This is a genomic window from Acidovorax sp. SUPP1855, from assembly GCF_030158955.1.
Taxonomy (GTDB): domain Bacteria; phylum Pseudomonadota; class Gammaproteobacteria; order Burkholderiales; family Burkholderiaceae_C; genus Paracidovorax.
Map to the genome: position 1 here is coordinate 186,436 of NZ_BQXI01000003.1, position 15,362 is coordinate 201,797.

At 66.8% G+C, this 15,362-nt stretch carries 12 protein-coding genes; 1 reads left to right on the plus strand and 11 read right to left on the minus strand.

Features of this window, described 5'->3' with window-relative positions:
• Window positions 1-61: 61 nt before the first annotated feature.
• From AVMA1855_RS04030 to AVMA1855_RS04045, 4 genes are all read right to left on the minus strand, one after another.
• Complete coding sequence (locus tag AVMA1855_RS04030; protein ID WP_284424699.1) at window positions 62-3,400, minus strand: EAL domain-containing protein; 3,339 nt, start codon at window positions 3,398-3,400, stop codon at window positions 62-64.
• 74 nt (window positions 3,401-3,474) lie between these two features.
• Window positions 3,475-6,390, minus strand: coding sequence for an aconitate hydratase (locus AVMA1855_RS04035; protein ID WP_284424700.1), 2,916 nt, complete (start codon window positions 6,388-6,390; stop codon window positions 3,475-3,477).
• Between the two features lie 143 nt (window positions 6,391-6,533).
• A complete protein-coding gene (locus tag AVMA1855_RS04040) occupies window positions 6,534-6,821 on the minus strand; it encodes a hypothetical protein (RefSeq protein WP_284424701.1) in 288 nt (95 codons plus the stop codon).
• Between the two features lie 101 nt (window positions 6,822-6,922).
• Window positions 6,923-7,213: an H-NS histone family protein gene (locus tag AVMA1855_RS04045; protein WP_284424702.1), complete on the minus strand. Its 291-nt coding sequence runs from the start codon at window positions 7,211-7,213 to the stop codon at window positions 6,923-6,925.
• 247 nt (window positions 7,214-7,460) lie between these two features.
• On the opposite strand from AVMA1855_RS04045, the gene AVMA1855_RS04050 reads away from it, so the two are divergent.
• Entirely contained in the window at window positions 7,461-8,306 is an 846-nt protein-coding gene (locus AVMA1855_RS04050) for a symmetrical bis(5'-nucleosyl)-tetraphosphatase (RefSeq protein ID WP_284424703.1), read from the plus strand.
• A gap of 91 nt (window positions 8,307-8,397) precedes the next feature.
• Here the strand turns inward: AVMA1855_RS04050 and AVMA1855_RS04055 are convergent, their stop codons facing one another.
• The 7 genes from AVMA1855_RS04055 to AVMA1855_RS04085 all read right to left on the minus strand — a co-directional run bounded on the left by AVMA1855_RS04055 (window position 8,398) and on the right by AVMA1855_RS04085 (window position 15,356).
• Entirely contained in the window at window positions 8,398-9,867 is a 1,470-nt protein-coding gene (locus tag AVMA1855_RS04055; RefSeq protein ID WP_272564908.1) for a DEAD/DEAH box helicase, read from the minus strand.
• Between the two features lie 167 nt (window positions 9,868-10,034).
• Window positions 10,035-10,913, minus strand: coding sequence for a KPN_02809 family neutral zinc metallopeptidase (gene ypfJ, locus AVMA1855_RS04060; RefSeq protein ID WP_284402275.1), 879 nt, complete (start codon window positions 10,911-10,913; stop codon window positions 10,035-10,037).
• Between the two features lie 97 nt (window positions 10,914-11,010).
• A complete protein-coding gene (locus AVMA1855_RS04065; protein WP_284424704.1) occupies window positions 11,011-11,244 on the minus strand; it encodes a hypothetical protein in 234 nt (77 codons plus the stop codon).
• A gap of 156 nt (window positions 11,245-11,400) precedes the next feature.
• Window positions 11,401-11,724: a hypothetical protein gene (locus AVMA1855_RS04070; protein WP_284424705.1), complete on the minus strand. Its 324-nt coding sequence runs from the start codon at window positions 11,722-11,724 to the stop codon at window positions 11,401-11,403.
• A 157-nt stretch (window positions 11,725-11,881) separates the two neighbouring features.
• Entirely contained in the window at window positions 11,882-12,448 is a 567-nt protein-coding gene (dcd, locus tag AVMA1855_RS04075) for a dCTP deaminase (RefSeq protein ID WP_272564912.1), read from the minus strand.
• A gap of 96 nt (window positions 12,449-12,544) precedes the next feature.
• A complete protein-coding gene (guaD, locus tag AVMA1855_RS04080) occupies window positions 12,545-13,828 on the minus strand; it encodes a guanine deaminase (RefSeq protein ID WP_284424706.1) in 1,284 nt (427 codons plus the stop codon).
• A gap of 67 nt (window positions 13,829-13,895) precedes the next feature.
• A complete protein-coding gene (locus AVMA1855_RS04085; RefSeq protein WP_284424707.1) occupies window positions 13,896-15,356 on the minus strand; it encodes an FAD/NAD(P)-binding protein in 1,461 nt (486 codons plus the stop codon).
• Window positions 15,357-15,362: the final 6 nt, after the last annotated feature.

A 15,362-nucleotide genomic window follows, 5' to 3' on the forward strand; every position in this document is an offset into this window, starting at 1 on the left:
GCGCCGCCCGTTCCCAGAGGGCAAGGGGCGGCAGCGGCAGGGGAAACGGTGGGCAGCGCGCTCATGCCATGCCGGCTTCTGCGGCCGTGGGCTGAGCGCCCGGCAATTGCTGGTCGCGTTCGAACTGGGCCACCGGGCTGGGCCGGCCGAACAGGTAGCCCTGGAAGCCTTCGCAGCCGTGCAGCTTGAGAAACGCCAGTTGCCCGGTGGTTTCCACCCCTTCGGCGACCACCTGCAGGTCCAGGCTCTTGGCCAGGGCGAGGATGGTGCGCACGATGGCGGCGTCGTTGGGATCGGTGAGCACGTCGCGCACGAAGCCCTGGTCGATCTTGACCTGGTCCAGCGGCAGGCGCTTCAGGTAGCTGAGCGACGAATAGCCCGTGCCGAAGTCGTCGAGCGAGAAGCCCACGCCCTGCTTCTTGAGCTGGGCCATGCGCTGGATGGCGTCCTCGATGTCGCCCAGCAGCAGGCTCTCGGTGAGCTCCAGCTTGAGCCGCTGGGGGTTGGCGCCCGTGCGCTGCAGGGTCTCCAGCACCTCGGCCGCGAAGGCCGGCTGCCGGAACTGCCGGGCACTCACGTTGACGGCGATGGTCAGCCGCGCGGTGTCGGGGTGCTCGGCCCAGCGCACCAGTTGCTCGCACGCCGATTCGAGCACGAAGCGCCCCAGCGGCAGGATGAGCCCGGTCTGCTCGGCCAGCGGGATGAAGTCGCCGGGGCTGATCATGCCGCGCCCGGGGTGGTGCCAGCGCACCAGGGCTTCGGCACCGCACAGCTGCGCGCGGTGGTCCACGATGGGCTGGTAGTGCACCGCGAGTTCCTGGCGGGCCAGCCCCTGGCGCAGGTCGGCTTCCAGGTGCGAACGGGCGTGCACCTGGGCCTGCATCTCCGGGTCGAAAAAGCGCTGCGTGTTGCGGCCTTCGGCCTTGGCCTGGTACATGGCCAGGTCGGCGCGCTTGAGCAGCTCGTCCACGCTGCGCGGCTGGTCGCCGAACAGCGTGATGCCGATGCTCGGCGTGCTGTAGTGCTGCTGCGTGCCCAGCATGAAGGGCTGGTTGAGCTGCAGCAAGAGCTTGTCGGCCACGTGCTCGGCCTGCGTGGCCGCCTCGGTCAGGCCGGCGTCGAGGTTTTCCAGCATCACCACGAACTCGTCGCCGCCGAAGCGCGCCACCGTGTCGGTGGCCCGCACGCACGACACCAGGCGCGTGGCGACCTGCGCCAGCAGCTGGTCGCCCATGTCGTGGCCCAGCGTGTCGTTCAGGTCCTTGAAGTTGTCCAGGTCGATGAACAGCAGCGCGCCCAGCTGGCCGTTGCGCTGGCAGACGGCGCTGGCGCGCTGCAGGCGGTCCAGCAGAAGGCGGCGGTTGGGCAGGCCGGTGAGCGCATCGAAGAAGGCCAGCAGTTCGATCTGCTGCTCGGCCTTCTTGCGGTCGGTGATGTCACGGCACACGCCCAGCAGCCCGGTGACATGGCCGTGCAGGTCCCGGATGGGGGTCTTGATGGTTTCGAAGTAGCCCTCGTAGCCGTCTTCCTGGAACGTGAGGGTCTCCTCGTACACCAGTGGCTGCCAGGCCGCCATGGCGCGCTGGTCGAGCTGGCGCACCCGCTGGGCCTCGACGGCGGGTAGGAGATCGTCGTCCGACAGGCCGATGATGTCGCGCTCGCGCCGCCCGATGAAACGCTCGAAAACGGGGTTGCACGACAGGTAGCAGCCGTTGGCATCCTTGAGGAACACCACGTCGGGGATCGCGCTCACCAGGCTGGCCAGGCGGGTGCGCTGCTGCGTGAGCTCCAGCGCCATGCGCTTTTGCTCGGTCAGGTCGAACGCGAACACCACCACGGCCACCGTGCGGCCATCGGCGGCGACTTCCGGCACCAGCGTGGTGTGCCAGAACTGGGCGCCATGGGTTTTGGGAATGCGGTGCTCGAACACCACTGTTTCGCCCTGCAGCGCCCGGTCGAAATGCGGCTGGATCGGGGCCATCAGGTCGGCAGGCAGCACGTCCACGAGGAACTGGCCTTCGAGCTCATCGACCGGACGGCGCAGCCAGTGCGCCTGCGAAGGGTTCACGTACACGATGCGCAGATCGCGGTCCAGCCGCGAGACGCCGCCCGGCAGGTGGCTGAGCAGGCTCGCCAGTTGCACCTCGTGCGCGCGGCTCAGGTCCTGGGCCTCCCGCTGCTCGGTGACGTCGGTCAACACGCCGTCCCAGATCACGCGGCCCTTGTCCAGCGGCCGGGGGGTGGAGCTCATCCGCATCCAGCGCAACTGGCCGTTGGCCACGCGCATGCGCACCACCGAGTCGCCGACGCCCATGGTGCGGTAGGACGCCTCGTCCGACGCGGCGCAGGCCAGGCGGTCCTGCGGCTCCATCTGCTCGAAGAACAGGGTGGCATCGTTCACCACCGCCTGGGCCGAAATGCCGTTCAGGCGCTCGATCGCATCGCCCATGTGCACGAAATGCCAGCGGCCGTCCGCCTCGCGCACGCGCTGGTACAGCACGCTGTCGGGCAGGTTGCGGCCCAGCAGCTGCAGGCGGCGTTCGCTTTCCAGCAGCCGGGCCTCGGCCTCGCGCGCCCGGGCGAACGGCATGCGGATGCCGGCGATGAACACCGCCTGGAACATCAGCGCATACCCCAGCACGCGCAAGGCGTGCGCGAACGTGTCGACGAAAACCGGATGCAGCGGGTACAGCAGCATGGCGAATTCCGCCAGCGCCAGGGCGGCCGCCGCGCAGGCCATGATGCGCCGGCGCCCCCGGCCGCGCTCCCTGCCGGCTGTGTCGTGCACCCGGTACATCACCCAGGCGGCAACGGCCATGACGCCTCCGAGCAGCGCGTCCGCCCCCATGGCGAAGCGCTCGCCGTGCGCCAGCCCGAACTGCTCGGGCAATCCGCTGGAGGCGGACCACACGAGCACCAGCGACACACCGGCCGAGGCCACGGCCCAGGCCCGACCGGGCCCGTGGAACGACACCCGCAAAGCGAACAGCAGCAGGGTCAGCGCCTCGACCCCATGGGCTAGCAAGCCGAAGTAGGAAGATACATTCGCCCGCGTGACGGACGCCATGCTTTCCATCTGGTGCAGCAGGACGGCGTGAAGGAAATTACAGACCGCAGCGGTCGCCAGCCCGGCCACGAGCACGTTGGCGCGGCCTTGCTGCGTATCGTCGAGCATGTGCAGGGACACTGCCACGGCCAGCAGGCCGATGAGCACCACCACCATGTCGAGGAAAGGCTCGAGGCCGTGCAGCCCCTGCAGGCCCGAGCCCAGCAGTTGCACCACCGGCACCAGCAGCAGCGCCAGCACCGCCACCACCAGCATCAGCGTGACCGCGGGCGCCTCCGACAGAAGCGTCCGCGCGATGGCTGCAGTGACCGGACGGTGGGGAGGGGGGGTCATGGCGGCGGCGGGTTACCTAAACATATCGTCACAAGTGTATCGGGCCGCTCGCCCCCCGGGTGGATGTCCCCCAATCAAGCGGTCAACAACTGCCGGAGCACATAGGGCAGGATGCCACCGGCGCGGTAGTAGTCCACCTCGATCGGCGTGTCGATGCGCAGCGTGACCGTGACCTCCTGGCGCGACCCGTCGGCCCGGCGAATCGTCAGCAGCGCGTCGCTTTGCGGGGTGAGTTCCGAATCCGGAGCCACGTCGATCGTCTCGTTGCCGGTCAGGCCCAGCGATTCCCAGGAATCGCCCGCCTTGAACTGCAGGGGCAGCACGCCCATGCCCACGAGATTGGAACGGTGGATGCGCTCGAAGCTCTTGGCCACCACCGCCTTGATGCCCAGCAGCTGCGTGCCTTTGGCCGCCCAGTCGCGGCTGGAGCCGGTGCCGTATTCCTCGCCCGCGAAGATCACGGTGGGGATGTCCTGGGCGATGTACTTCATGGCCGCATCGAAGATGAACATCTTCGTGCCCTGCAACTCGCCCTCGTTCTGGAACAGCGTGACGCCGCCCTCCTCGCGCGAGCCGTCGGCGGTGGGCGGAATCATCAGGTTCTTGATGCGCACGTTGGCGAAGGTGCCGCGCATCATCACATCGTGGTTGCCGCGGCGCGCGCCGTAGCTGTTGAAGTCCTGCTTCATCACGCCGTTGTGCAGCAGCCACTGCCCGGCGGGCGAAGTCTCCTTGATGGAGCCCGCCGGCGAAATGTGGTCGGTGGTGATCGAGTCGCCGAACAGCGCCATGATGCGTGCGCCCACGACCGACTCCGATGCCTTGGAGCCGTCCGCGCCCACCGCCCGCTCCTTGGCCTCCAGCGTGAACCGCGCGAAGAATGGCGGCTCCGCGATGTAGGTGCTGGCGGGCCAGTCGTAGGTGTCGCCCTTCACGCCCTTGATGTTGTTCCAGAGCGCGCCCGGATCGGTCTTGACCTTGCCGTAGTTGTCGCGGAAAGCCTTGCCGTTCATGGCGTAGCGCATCAGCGCGTGGATTTCATCGCTGGTGGGCCAGATGTCGCCCAGGTACACGTCGCGCCCGCCCTTGCCCTTGCCCACCGGCTCCGTCATGAGGTCACGCAGCACCGTGCCGGCGATCGCGTACGCCACCACCAGGGGCGGGCTGGCCAGGAAGTTGGCCTTGATGTTGGGGTGGATGCGGGCCTCGAAATTGCGGTTGCCCGACAGCACCGCCGCGCAGACCAGATCGTTGCCGGTGATGGCCTCGTTCAACTCAGGCGCCAGGTCGCCGGCGTTGCCGATGCAGGTGGTGCAGCCATACCCCGCCAGCGCGAACCCGAGCTTTTCCAGGTAAGGCATCAGACCGGTTTCGGTGAGGTATTCCGTGACGATGCGGGAGCCGGGTGCGAGCGAGGTCTTGATGTGCGGCCGCACTTTCAGGCCGGCCTCCACGGCCTTCTTGGCCAGCAGGCCGGCGGCCAGCAGCACGCTCGGATTGGAGGTGTTGGTGCAGCTCGTGATGGCGGCGATCAGCACGTCGCCGTTGCCGATGGTGGGGTCCACCCCCTTGGTCGGCAGGCGCACGGCGGCATCGGCATGCGTGACCGCCAGCGGCGGCTTGTTGTGCTCCATCTCGACCAGGAAACGCGGGCCACCCGCAGGGGCCGGCTTCTCGGCGGGAACCGCCTCGCTCACCCCCTCGTCGCCCCGGTGGATGTGGTGCCGCGTGTGCAGCAGTTCGGCCGGGCGGTTGAAGCCGTTTTCCGCCGCGGGCTTGCTGAACAGCGACACGAAGTCGCTGCTCACGTTGCCCAACTCGATCCGGTCCTGGGGCCGTTTCGGTCCGGCGAGGCTGGGGGTCACATCGCCCAGGTGCAGGCGCACGATCTTGGAGTAGTCGATTTCGCCGGCGAGCGGCACGCCGAACAGGCCCTGGGCGCGGAAATACGCCTCGAACGCTTCGATCTCGCTGTCGGTGCGGCCAGTGCCCTTGAAGTAATCGATGGTCTTTTCATCCACCGGGAAAAACCCCATCGTCGCGCCGTACTCGGGTGCCATGTTGCCGATGGTGGCCCGGTCGGGCAGCGACAGCGTGCGCGTGCCCTCGCCGAAGAATTCCACGAACTTGCCGACCACCTTGTGCTGGCGCAGGATCTCGGTCACCGTCAGCACCAGATCGGTGGCGGTCACGCCTTCGCGCAACTGGCCGGTCAGCTCGAAGCCCACCACGTCCGGGGTCAGGAAATACACCGGCTGGCCCAGCATCGCCGCCTCGGCTTCGATGCCCCCCACGCCCCAGCCCACCACGCCGATGCCGTTGATCATGGTCGTGTGGCTGTCCGTGCCCACCAGCGTGTCGGGGTAGTACACGCCATCGGCCCTCTTGTGCACCCCCCGCGCCAGGTATTCCAGATTGACCTGGTGGACGATGCCGAACCCGGGCGGCACCACGCCGAAGGTATCGAATGCCTGCATGCCCCACTTCATGAATTCGTAGCGCTCGCGGTTGCGCTGGAATTCCAGCTTCATGTTCAGGTCCAGCGCTTTTTTCGTGCCGTAGTGGTCCACCATGATGGAGTGGTCCACCACCAGGTCCACGGGCACCAGCGGCTCGATCTTCTTGGGCTTCTTGCCCAGGCGCTGGGCCACGCTGCGCATGGCGGCCAGATCGGCCAGCAAGGGCACGCCGGTGAAATCCTGCAGCACCACGCGCGACACGACGAAGGGAATCTCGTCCTTGCGGTCGGCCACTGGCTGCCAGCGCGACAACTGCTCCACGTGTTCCGCCGTGACCTTGCGGCCATCGCAGTTACGCAGCACCGATTCCAGAACGATCCGAATCGAAACCGGGAGCCGTTTGATCGACGGGTATTGCTTGGCCAGTGCCGGAAGCGAATAGAACTTGCCGCTTTTGCCGGACCCCGTCGTGAAATTCTTCAGGGTGGATGCGAACGCGTGGCGGGAAACCGGGGGTGACATCGAAGCCATGTAGTGCTACTCCTGTGGGGACGAGAACACCTATTCTGGCAGTCCTACATATCGATGCAATCGTGGGGTAATCGCATGCAGGACATTTCAGAGAGTCCACCGCCAAACTCCAGAAGAAACGCCCGATCGCAAGGCTTGCCGTCCTACGCCATGGGAACAGCAGCGCGGGTAGGTGCAGCGCCATATATCGCGCGCCATTCGATTAACAAAATACCGCCCTGCGGAATTTCCATTTTTATCCGATGAATTCCCTTGAAATTAATCGGCTGGGCAGCATTGCCGCTCAAGAAGGTTAAGCCAACTCCCAATGGCTGGGATTTGAGACAGAGCGCAGCGCCCGAAAGCGGCCAGTGCACAGATGAAAGGGAAGCCAGGAAACCCGCCTGGGCTGCCCATGCAGTCAAACCGAACGGCACGGTATTCGCAGCCATGAAAAAAGCCCGCCAAGGCGGGCTTTTTATTGCGTGGGTTGCTCTTGCCGACCCGCAGCGCGGGCAGTGCCTGCGCGCGATCTGGAATTCCAGGCTTGCACTCAAATGGCGAATTGCTCGCGGTCCTGGTTCTGGATCCACTTGGGCGCCTTGCCACGGCCCGTCCAAGTCTTGCCCGTCGCGGGATCGCGGTATTTGGGAGCGACTTTGACGCCGGCGCTGGCACTGCGGGCACGGCCCGTGGGAAATACGTCCTGAGCGGTCAAACCATACTCCGCCACCAGATTGCGAACCTGATTGATGGCATCGGAAAGTTCGCGGCGACGTGCTTCGCCGATTTGCTGCTCAAGTTCTTCGCGCTGTTTCAGCAGGTCTTTGTAGCTAGTGCTCATGGTGATGTACGGAGATTAATAACGAAGGCCGCATTATAGGTATCTTTCAATATCGTGCAGAGAAAGCGGGCGCAATCCACCCTTTGAATAACCCGCTGATTTCTGGAATTTCGGGGAACTCTGCCAGCTCAGCCATATCGAAGCGCGCGCCCTGATTTGCACCGGCCGGACCATCGTGGCCTGGGCGATTACCTGGCACGGCCTCGTCCAGCCGCGACAATGGAGGTTTACCACCTTCGGAAACGCCATGGCGCTCTACTGCATCGGGGATATTCAAGGCTGCGACACGGCATTGCAGCGCCTGCTGGACCACATCGGGTTCTCTCCCAGCCGCGACACGGTTTATTTGCTGGGCGACCTGGTGAATCGGGGCCCTGATTCCGCTGCCGTGCTGCGCCGCTGCATGCATCAGGGCGACAGCCTGCGCAGCCTGCTGGGCAACCACGACCTGCATCTTCTGGCGGCCGCCCACGGGGCCCGCAAGCCTTCCCGCCGCGACACGCTGGACCAGGTGCTGCAGGCACCCGACCGCGAGGCCCTGCTGGACTGGCTGCGCCATCAGCCGCTGGCACGCCAGCATGTGCATGGCGGAGAGCCCCTGTTGATGGTCCACGCGGGCGTATTGCCCTCGTGGTCGGCCCAGGACGTGCTGGCGCATGCCGACGAGGTGCATGCCGTGCTGCGCGGTGCCGACATGCCCGCATTCCTTCACGCCATGTACGGCGACACGCCCGACCGCTGGGACCCCACGCTGACCGGGACGGATCGCTTGCGCGTGATCGTCAATGCCCTCACCCGATTGCGCTTCTGCACACCCGAGGGCGCCATGGATTTCGAGAGCAGCGAGGGTGCCAGCGCTGCCCCAGCCGGCCTGGTGCCGTGGTTCGAAGCACCGGGCCGAAAAACGCAGGACGGGCTGGTGGCATTCGGGCACTGGTCCACCCTGGGCTGGATGAACCGAGCCAACCTGCTGGCGCTGGACACCGGTTGCGTATGGGGAGGCTGCCTCAGCGCGGTCCGGTTCGGCCGCACGCTGGCAGACCGTGAGCACTGCCATGTCGATTGCGAGGAGGCGCAAAAGCCTGGGGCCTGAACACGAACGAGCCACCCGCCGCCCAACGGCGATAAGGACTCACCCAAGGCCTCAGCGGATCAGGCCCGGCCGACGGATCGGCCCGGGGGGATCACTGCGAGGAGGTTTCGGTCTCGGGCTGCACGGCCTTGAACAGGGCCGCCACCTTGCGTTTGGGCTTGATGTTGGCCGAGATGCCGCTGCGCGCCGGCTGGGCCTTGGCCGCGGACTCCCAATGGGGCGCCGCCTCGGTGGCCGGTGCCTCGTAGGGCTTGTCGAAGAACGGATCGCGGGGTGCCGAAGGGGCACGGTAGCTGCTGCGCGGCGCGCTGCCACGCGGGTCGTGCGCCTCGCCGCCGCGCTCACGCCGGCCACCTTCACGCTGGCCATCCTCGCGCCATGCGCGCTGGCCATCGTTGATGCGGCCGCGCGGGCGGTCTTCCTCGTACTCGAGGGCTTCGAGATCGATCTTCTTCTTGATGAGCTTTTCGATGTCCGCCACCAGGCGCGTGTCGCTGCTGGACACCAGCGTGACCGCCAGGCCCGAGGCGCCTGCACGGCCCGTGCGGCCGATGCGGTGCACGTAATCCTCGGCATTGAACGGCACGTCGAAGTTGAACACGGCCGGCACATCCTTGATGTCCAGTCCGCGTGCCGCCACGTCGGTGCACACCAGCAGATCGACTTCGCCCTGCTTGAAGGCGTCGAGCGCCTTCAAGCGTTCGTCCTGGCTCTTGTCACCGTGCAGCGCCGCGGTCTTGAGGCCTTCGCGCTCCAGGCTGCGGGCCAGCCGGGCACAGCCGAGCTTGCTGTTCACGAAGATGAACGCCTGCTTCAGGCCCCGCGTCTTCAGCACTTGGTGGATGGCGCGGCGCTTGTCGTCGTCGTTGGCGCTGTAGAAACGCTGCTCCACCGTGGAAGCCGTTTCGTTGGGGCGCGCCACTTCGATCGTGATCGGGTCTTGCAGGTAGCTGCCCGCCAGGCGCTTGATCTCGGGGGAGAACGTGGCGCTGAACAGCAGCGTGGTGCGCTGCTTGGGCAGGTACGAGAGGATGCGCTGCAGATCGGGCAGGAAGCCGATGTCCAGCATGCGGTCGGCTTCGTCGAGCACCACGTACTCGACCTGGTTCAGCACCGCATTCTTGGCTTCGATGTGGTCCAGCAGCCGGCCGGGCGTGGCCACGAGCACTTCCACGCCTTTTTTCAGCTCCAGCGTCTGCGGCTTCATGTCCATGCCGCCGAACACCACGGTGCTGCGCAGCTTGGTGTACTTGGCGTACAGGGCGACCTGCTGGGCGACCTGGTCGGCCAGCTCCCGCGTCGGCAGCAGCACCAGGGCGCGCACCGGATGGCGGGCGGGGGAGGTGGAGCTGTTTTCGTGCTTGAGCAGGCGCTGCAGCAAGGGCAGCGAGAAGGCGGCCGTCTTGCCGGTGCCCGTCTGGGCCGCACCCATCACGTCCTTGCCAGTCAAGACGACCGGAATGGCCTGCTCCTGAATGGGCGTCATGGACTCGTAGCCCATTTCGGCCACGGCGCGTGCCAGCGGTTCAGCCAGCGATAAATTGGAGAAAGAACTTGTCATTTAGCCCGCTATTGTCGCACCAGGGGCTGAACGGGGTGTTTTTTCGGGTAGGCATTCGTGTGCCAAAGGCAAGATGCTACTCAATTCATAGCGCCATACGATGGCTGGACCAGCGCAAACGCCACCCCAGGCATTGCGGGGTGAAAGCCGCCACTGCGGCGTTCGCACTACAGGCTGCGGGCCGAGAAGGTGTCGCAGGCCTTCACGCTGCCGTTTTCGAGGCCTGCATGGAACCACCGCTGGCGCTGCGCGCTGGTGCCGTGGGTGAAGCTGTCCGGCACGACGGCGCCGCCGCCCGCCCGCTGCAGGGCGTCGTCCCCGATCTTGGCTGCGGCGTTCATGGCCTCCTCCACATCGCCCTGCTCCAGGATCTGGCGGGCATTCTGGGCATGGTGGGCCCAGACCCCGGCAAAGCAGTCGGCCTGCAGTTCCAGGCGAACGGACAGCTGGTTGTACTGCACCTGGCTGACGCGGCCGCGCATCTGGTCCACTTTGGCGCTGATACCCAGCAGGTTCTGGACGTGGTGGCCCACCTCGTGGGCGATCACGTAGGCCTGGGCGAAATCCCCCGGTGCGCCCAGCCGGTTCTTCAAGGTTTCATAGAAGCCCAGGTCGATGTACACCTTGCGGTCGCCGGGACAGTAGAACGGGCCCATCGCCGCCTGGCCGGTGCCGCAGGCAGTGGGTGTGGAACCACGGAACAGCACGAGCTTCGGGTCCTGATAGGCGTTGCCACCCTGGCGGAAGATGTCGGTCCACACGTCTTCGGTGTCGGCCAGCACGGTGGAGACGAAGCGCGCCATCTTGTCGTCGGCCGGCGGGCGATGTGCCGGCGCCTGCTGGACCTGGGCGGGAGCGCCTCCGCCGCCGCTCAGCAGTCCCAGAATCGTCAGCGGATTGATCCCGAAAATCCAGCCCCCCAGCAACGCCACCACGATGGTGCCGATGCCGATGCTGCGGCCGCCGAACACCGGCATGCCCCCACCGCCGCCGCCATCGCGGCGGTCCTCGACGTTGTCCGACTCGCGGTTGCCTTCCCATTTCATACGGTTCTCCTGCTCGCACCTGCGGATGCGGTGCGCCGGATGTTACGCCCGTGCCGCACGCCGGGCAGCAGTTCCCATGGGTCGATTCGCGACGCCATCAAGGCTGCGGCTCGCTGAACGAGGGCGCGTCCACCGCTGCATAGGTGGCCGGTGAACTCTGCAGGCCCCGGGGCGCCCAGTGCGCCTGGCGCTCCGATGCCTGCTGCACCTGCCCCTGCACCACCCAGCCCAGCGCGACGAGTTGCGCCGCGATCACCACGCTGCCGATCACGATGGGCCAGGGGCGCAGCCTGGGTGCGGAGGACACAGGGGGATGGAAATCGTCGTGCATGGCAGTCTCTTGCGGATGGGGCTGAAATGGATGGGTGGGATGCTAGGCAGCGCGCCAGGGTCGAAAACCCGGTCGATGGCCTGCGGGGGCGTAGGACGCAGCCGGTATGGCGACACCCCCTGCAACGCGCCGACCTTCAGGCGCCCCCTGCCTGGATCAACGCGTGCACCAGTGCACGCTGGCGGCGGCGGGCTCGGCGTCTTCGAAATACCCGGACAACTCCTGCACCAGGGCTTGCAGGGCGCATCCCGGAAGGGCACGGGCCCGTTCGATCTGCTGCAGGGCGTAGGTGCGGTCGCCGAGCATCATGGCGGCGCTGATGCAATGGCCACGGGCGGCCATCTGCAGCAGGAAGGCATCGAGCGCTTCGGCGGGCCAATAGCAGCGGTGGGTGCTGCCTCCCGAAGCCTCGTGCAGCACATGCGAAAGGCCCGTGCGCTCGGCCTGGAGAGACGATACGGCGTGGTGGGTGGCAGGCATGGTGGGCTCCTCAGGCAGCGTTCTGCGTGGGATTTACAGCATCCAACCGGATGCAACACAGAACCTGACTGAATCGTAAAAAACCGTAGCCGCCCCCGCTCACGGCAAAAAAGCCGTGGCGGTGTAGGACTCCACCGCCCGGAAAATCAGGCCCGCATCAGGCCTTGGGCAGGGTGACGCCGCTTTGTCCCTGGTATTTGCCGCCCCGGTCTTTGTAACTCACGTCACAAACCTCGTCGCTTTCGAAAAACAGCACCTGGGCGCATCCCTCGCCCGCGTAGATGCGGGCCGGCAGCGGCGTGGTGTTGCTGAATTCCAGCGTGACGTAGCCCTCCCACTCGGGCTCGAACGGCGTCACGTTCACGATGATCCCGCAGCGGGCATAGGTGCTCTTGCCCAGGCAGATGGTCAGCACGTTGCGGGGAATGCGAAAGTACTCCACCGTGCGTGCCAGCGCAAAGCTGTTGGGCGGGATGATGCAGCTGTCGCCTTCGAAGTCGACGAAGCTCTTTTCATCGAAGTTCTTCGGGTCCACCACGGTGCTGTGGATGTTGGTGAACACCTTGAATTCCGGCGCGCATCGGATGTCGTAGCCATAGCTGCTGGTGCCGTAGCTGATGATCTTGCGGCCTTCCGCCTCACGGACCTGGCCCGGCTCGAAGGGCTCGATCATTCCGGTCTGCTCCGCCATGCGGCGAATCCACTTGTCGCTTTTGATGCTCATTGCTCACTCCTGCTGGGCCGCCATTGTAGAGAGGACGCGCGGGAAGGCACTATATTTTTCATAGCGACCTGCGCAAGTGCAACCTGCGCCAGGGGCCTATTCGGCTTGGGAAACCACGGTGCGCTCGATCACTCGGTCATCGCCCAGCACGATCATCGCGAAGAGCAGTTCGTCCAGGTTGGCCGCGTGCGCGGTCTTGCGCGCCAGCAGCGGCGTGGCGCGCGGGTCCAGCACCACGAAGTCGGCTTCGCACCCGGGCTGCAGGTTGCCGATGACGCCCGCCAGCCCCAGCGCGCGCGCCGCGCCGGCCGTGTGCTGCCACCACAGCGCCTGCGGCGAGAGCGACAGGCCGGGCTTCGTCTGCCCTTCGCGCCCCACGTAGTAGGCGGCGAGCATGGTGTGGAACGGGCTGAAGCTCGTGCCGCCCCCCACATCGCTCGCCAGTCCATAGCGAAAGCCGACCCGGTCGGCCCCGGCGTAGTCGAAGAAACCACTGCCCAGAAACAGGTTGCTGGTGGGGCTGACCGCCGCCACCGCCCCGGTGTCACGCATGAGCGCCCGGTCGGCATCGTCAAAGTGGATGCAGTGGGCGTACACGGCGCGCTCGCGCATCAGCCCGAAATCGTCGTACACCGACAGGTAGCTGCGAGCGGCGGGAAACAGCTCGCGGGCCCATCGGATCTCGTCCAGGTTCTCGGCCACGTGCGACTGGATCCACACGTCGGGGTATTGCGCGGCCAGTTCGCCCGCACCGCGCAACTGGGGTTCGGTGCAACTGGGCGCGAACCGCGGCGTGATGGCATAGCCCAGCCGGTCCTGGCCGTGCCAGCGGCGGATCAGCGCCTCGGTGTCGCGCAAGGATTGTTCGGTCTGGTCGCGCACGCCATCGGGCGAGTGGCGGTCCTGCAGCACCTTGCCGGCGATCAGGCGCAGTCCGCGCGCCTGCGCCTCGCCCATCAGCGCGTCCACCGACGCCGGGTGCGAGGTGGCGAACGTGAGCGCGGTGGTCACGCCGTTGCGCAGCAATTCGTCCAGGAACACGGTGGCCACGCCGGCGGCATAGGCCGGATCGGCAAAGCGGGACTCGTGGGGAAAGGTGTAGTTTTCCAGCCAGGGCAGCAGGCCGTCGGCGGGCGAGCCGATCACGTCGGTCTGCGGAAAATGCACGTGCATGTCGACGAACCCCGGCGCGATGATGCGGCCGGGCCAATGCACCACCGGCCATTGCGCGTAATGGGCCGCCAGGGTGTTCCAGGCGCCTGCGGCCTGGACGCGCTGGCGCCCCTGGGCATCGGGGCCGATGGCCAGCAGGCCGTCTTCTTCATACAGGGCCGAATGGTCGTCGGCGAAACGCAGCAGGCCGGAGCGGTAGATTTGCATGGCGGCAGCTTAACGCCGGGAACGGCGCCTTTCATGCGCGCAGCGCATGGGGCCCATACCGGCGGCGCTACACCGCCACCCGCTCCCGGGGCGGCAACGCCTCGCGGTCTCCGACCGCCGTCGGGGCGGCTGAGCGGCCCAGTTGCCCCGCGATGCGCTGGGCGTGCAGCAAAAGCCGCTCGATGGCAGACACGTAGAACAGCGCGCCCTGGGTCAGCGCCCCGATGGCGAACAGGCCGGGCTGGCCCAGCACCTGAAGGCTTTGGGCATCGATCGCGATGCCGCCCAGTTCGTGCTGGCGGATCAGGCCGCGGTCGATGAGGTTCTCGATGAGCGGCGAATCGATGCGCGCCAGGTTACCGGCCACGCCGGTCGCATCCAGGATGCCGTCGAGCGCCAGCGTTCCGCCGGCCAGCTCCACCTGGAATCCCGGCCGGCCCTCCGCCAGCCGGGTGGCCCGGTAGCCGGGGTGCACGGTCAGTTGGCCCGCCTGAAGCAGCGCCTGGACCTTGCGCGCGTTGTCCAGCGGCATCGGGTGCCGGTAGCTCATCCAAAGGCCCTGGTATTTGCGAAAGAACCGGCGCTTCTGGTCCGGACGCAGCGCGGTCCAGTAGCGGTCGATGTCCTCCTTGGTGGCGTCCAGCTGCAGCTGCCAGTCCCGCACGGCGTGGGCCGCCTCGATCTCCCGGCCTATGCGGACCAGGGGGTCGCGGATCGTCATGAGGCCCGGGTATTCGTGCCCACAAGGATGGCTTTCGCGGAACCAGCGCAGGAAGCCGCGCAGCGTGTCGCCCGCATAGCGGTGCTCGGGGCGCACCAGGGGGGTGGTGGGCAAGGCGCCGCGCACCAGGGGCAACTGGCCGGAATGGGAAAACATGTGGATGCGCTCCACACCGAGCCGGCCCAGCAGCAGCGCCATGTCGATGGCGGTGAGCTTGGTGCCGAGGATGCCGATGCGTGCGTTCCGCGGCAGCTCGGCCTTGATGGCGCCCAGGTCGTGGTACGGGTTCGCGTGGTAGTGCGCCACGCCCGGAAACGGCGACCGCTTTTTGAGATGCCCCAGCGCCAGCACGACCTGGTCCACATGCCAGGCATGCTGGGCCGTGGCCACGTGAAAGCCACTGGCCCCGCGCTCGATGTCGGTCACCGCCTGCGCCACGCGCACCAGCTTCACGCCGCGTGCGGCGAACGCGCTCTCGGCCTGGTGGGCGACATCCTGCAGGTAGGCCCCCATGAGCGAGCGCCGCACGTATCCGCCGGGCGCTTCGGCCTGTCCCGCGCAGAGCTGCTGCAGCCAGCGGTCGAACCCGTCCGGCTCGCCGGTCCGGGCGCTCAGCAACGACGAAGCCATGTTGAGGATGAACTCGCCGTCGTTGGTGTCCCGGCCATAGGGCAGTCCCGGGCCGAACCCGCCGGACTCGTCGAACAGCAGCACCTCGGAAATCCCGGCATGGCCGCCCATGCGGCTCAGCGCTTGCGTGACGAGGGTGCCGCTGCAGCCGCCCCCGATGATGGCGATCCTGGCCATGGTCAT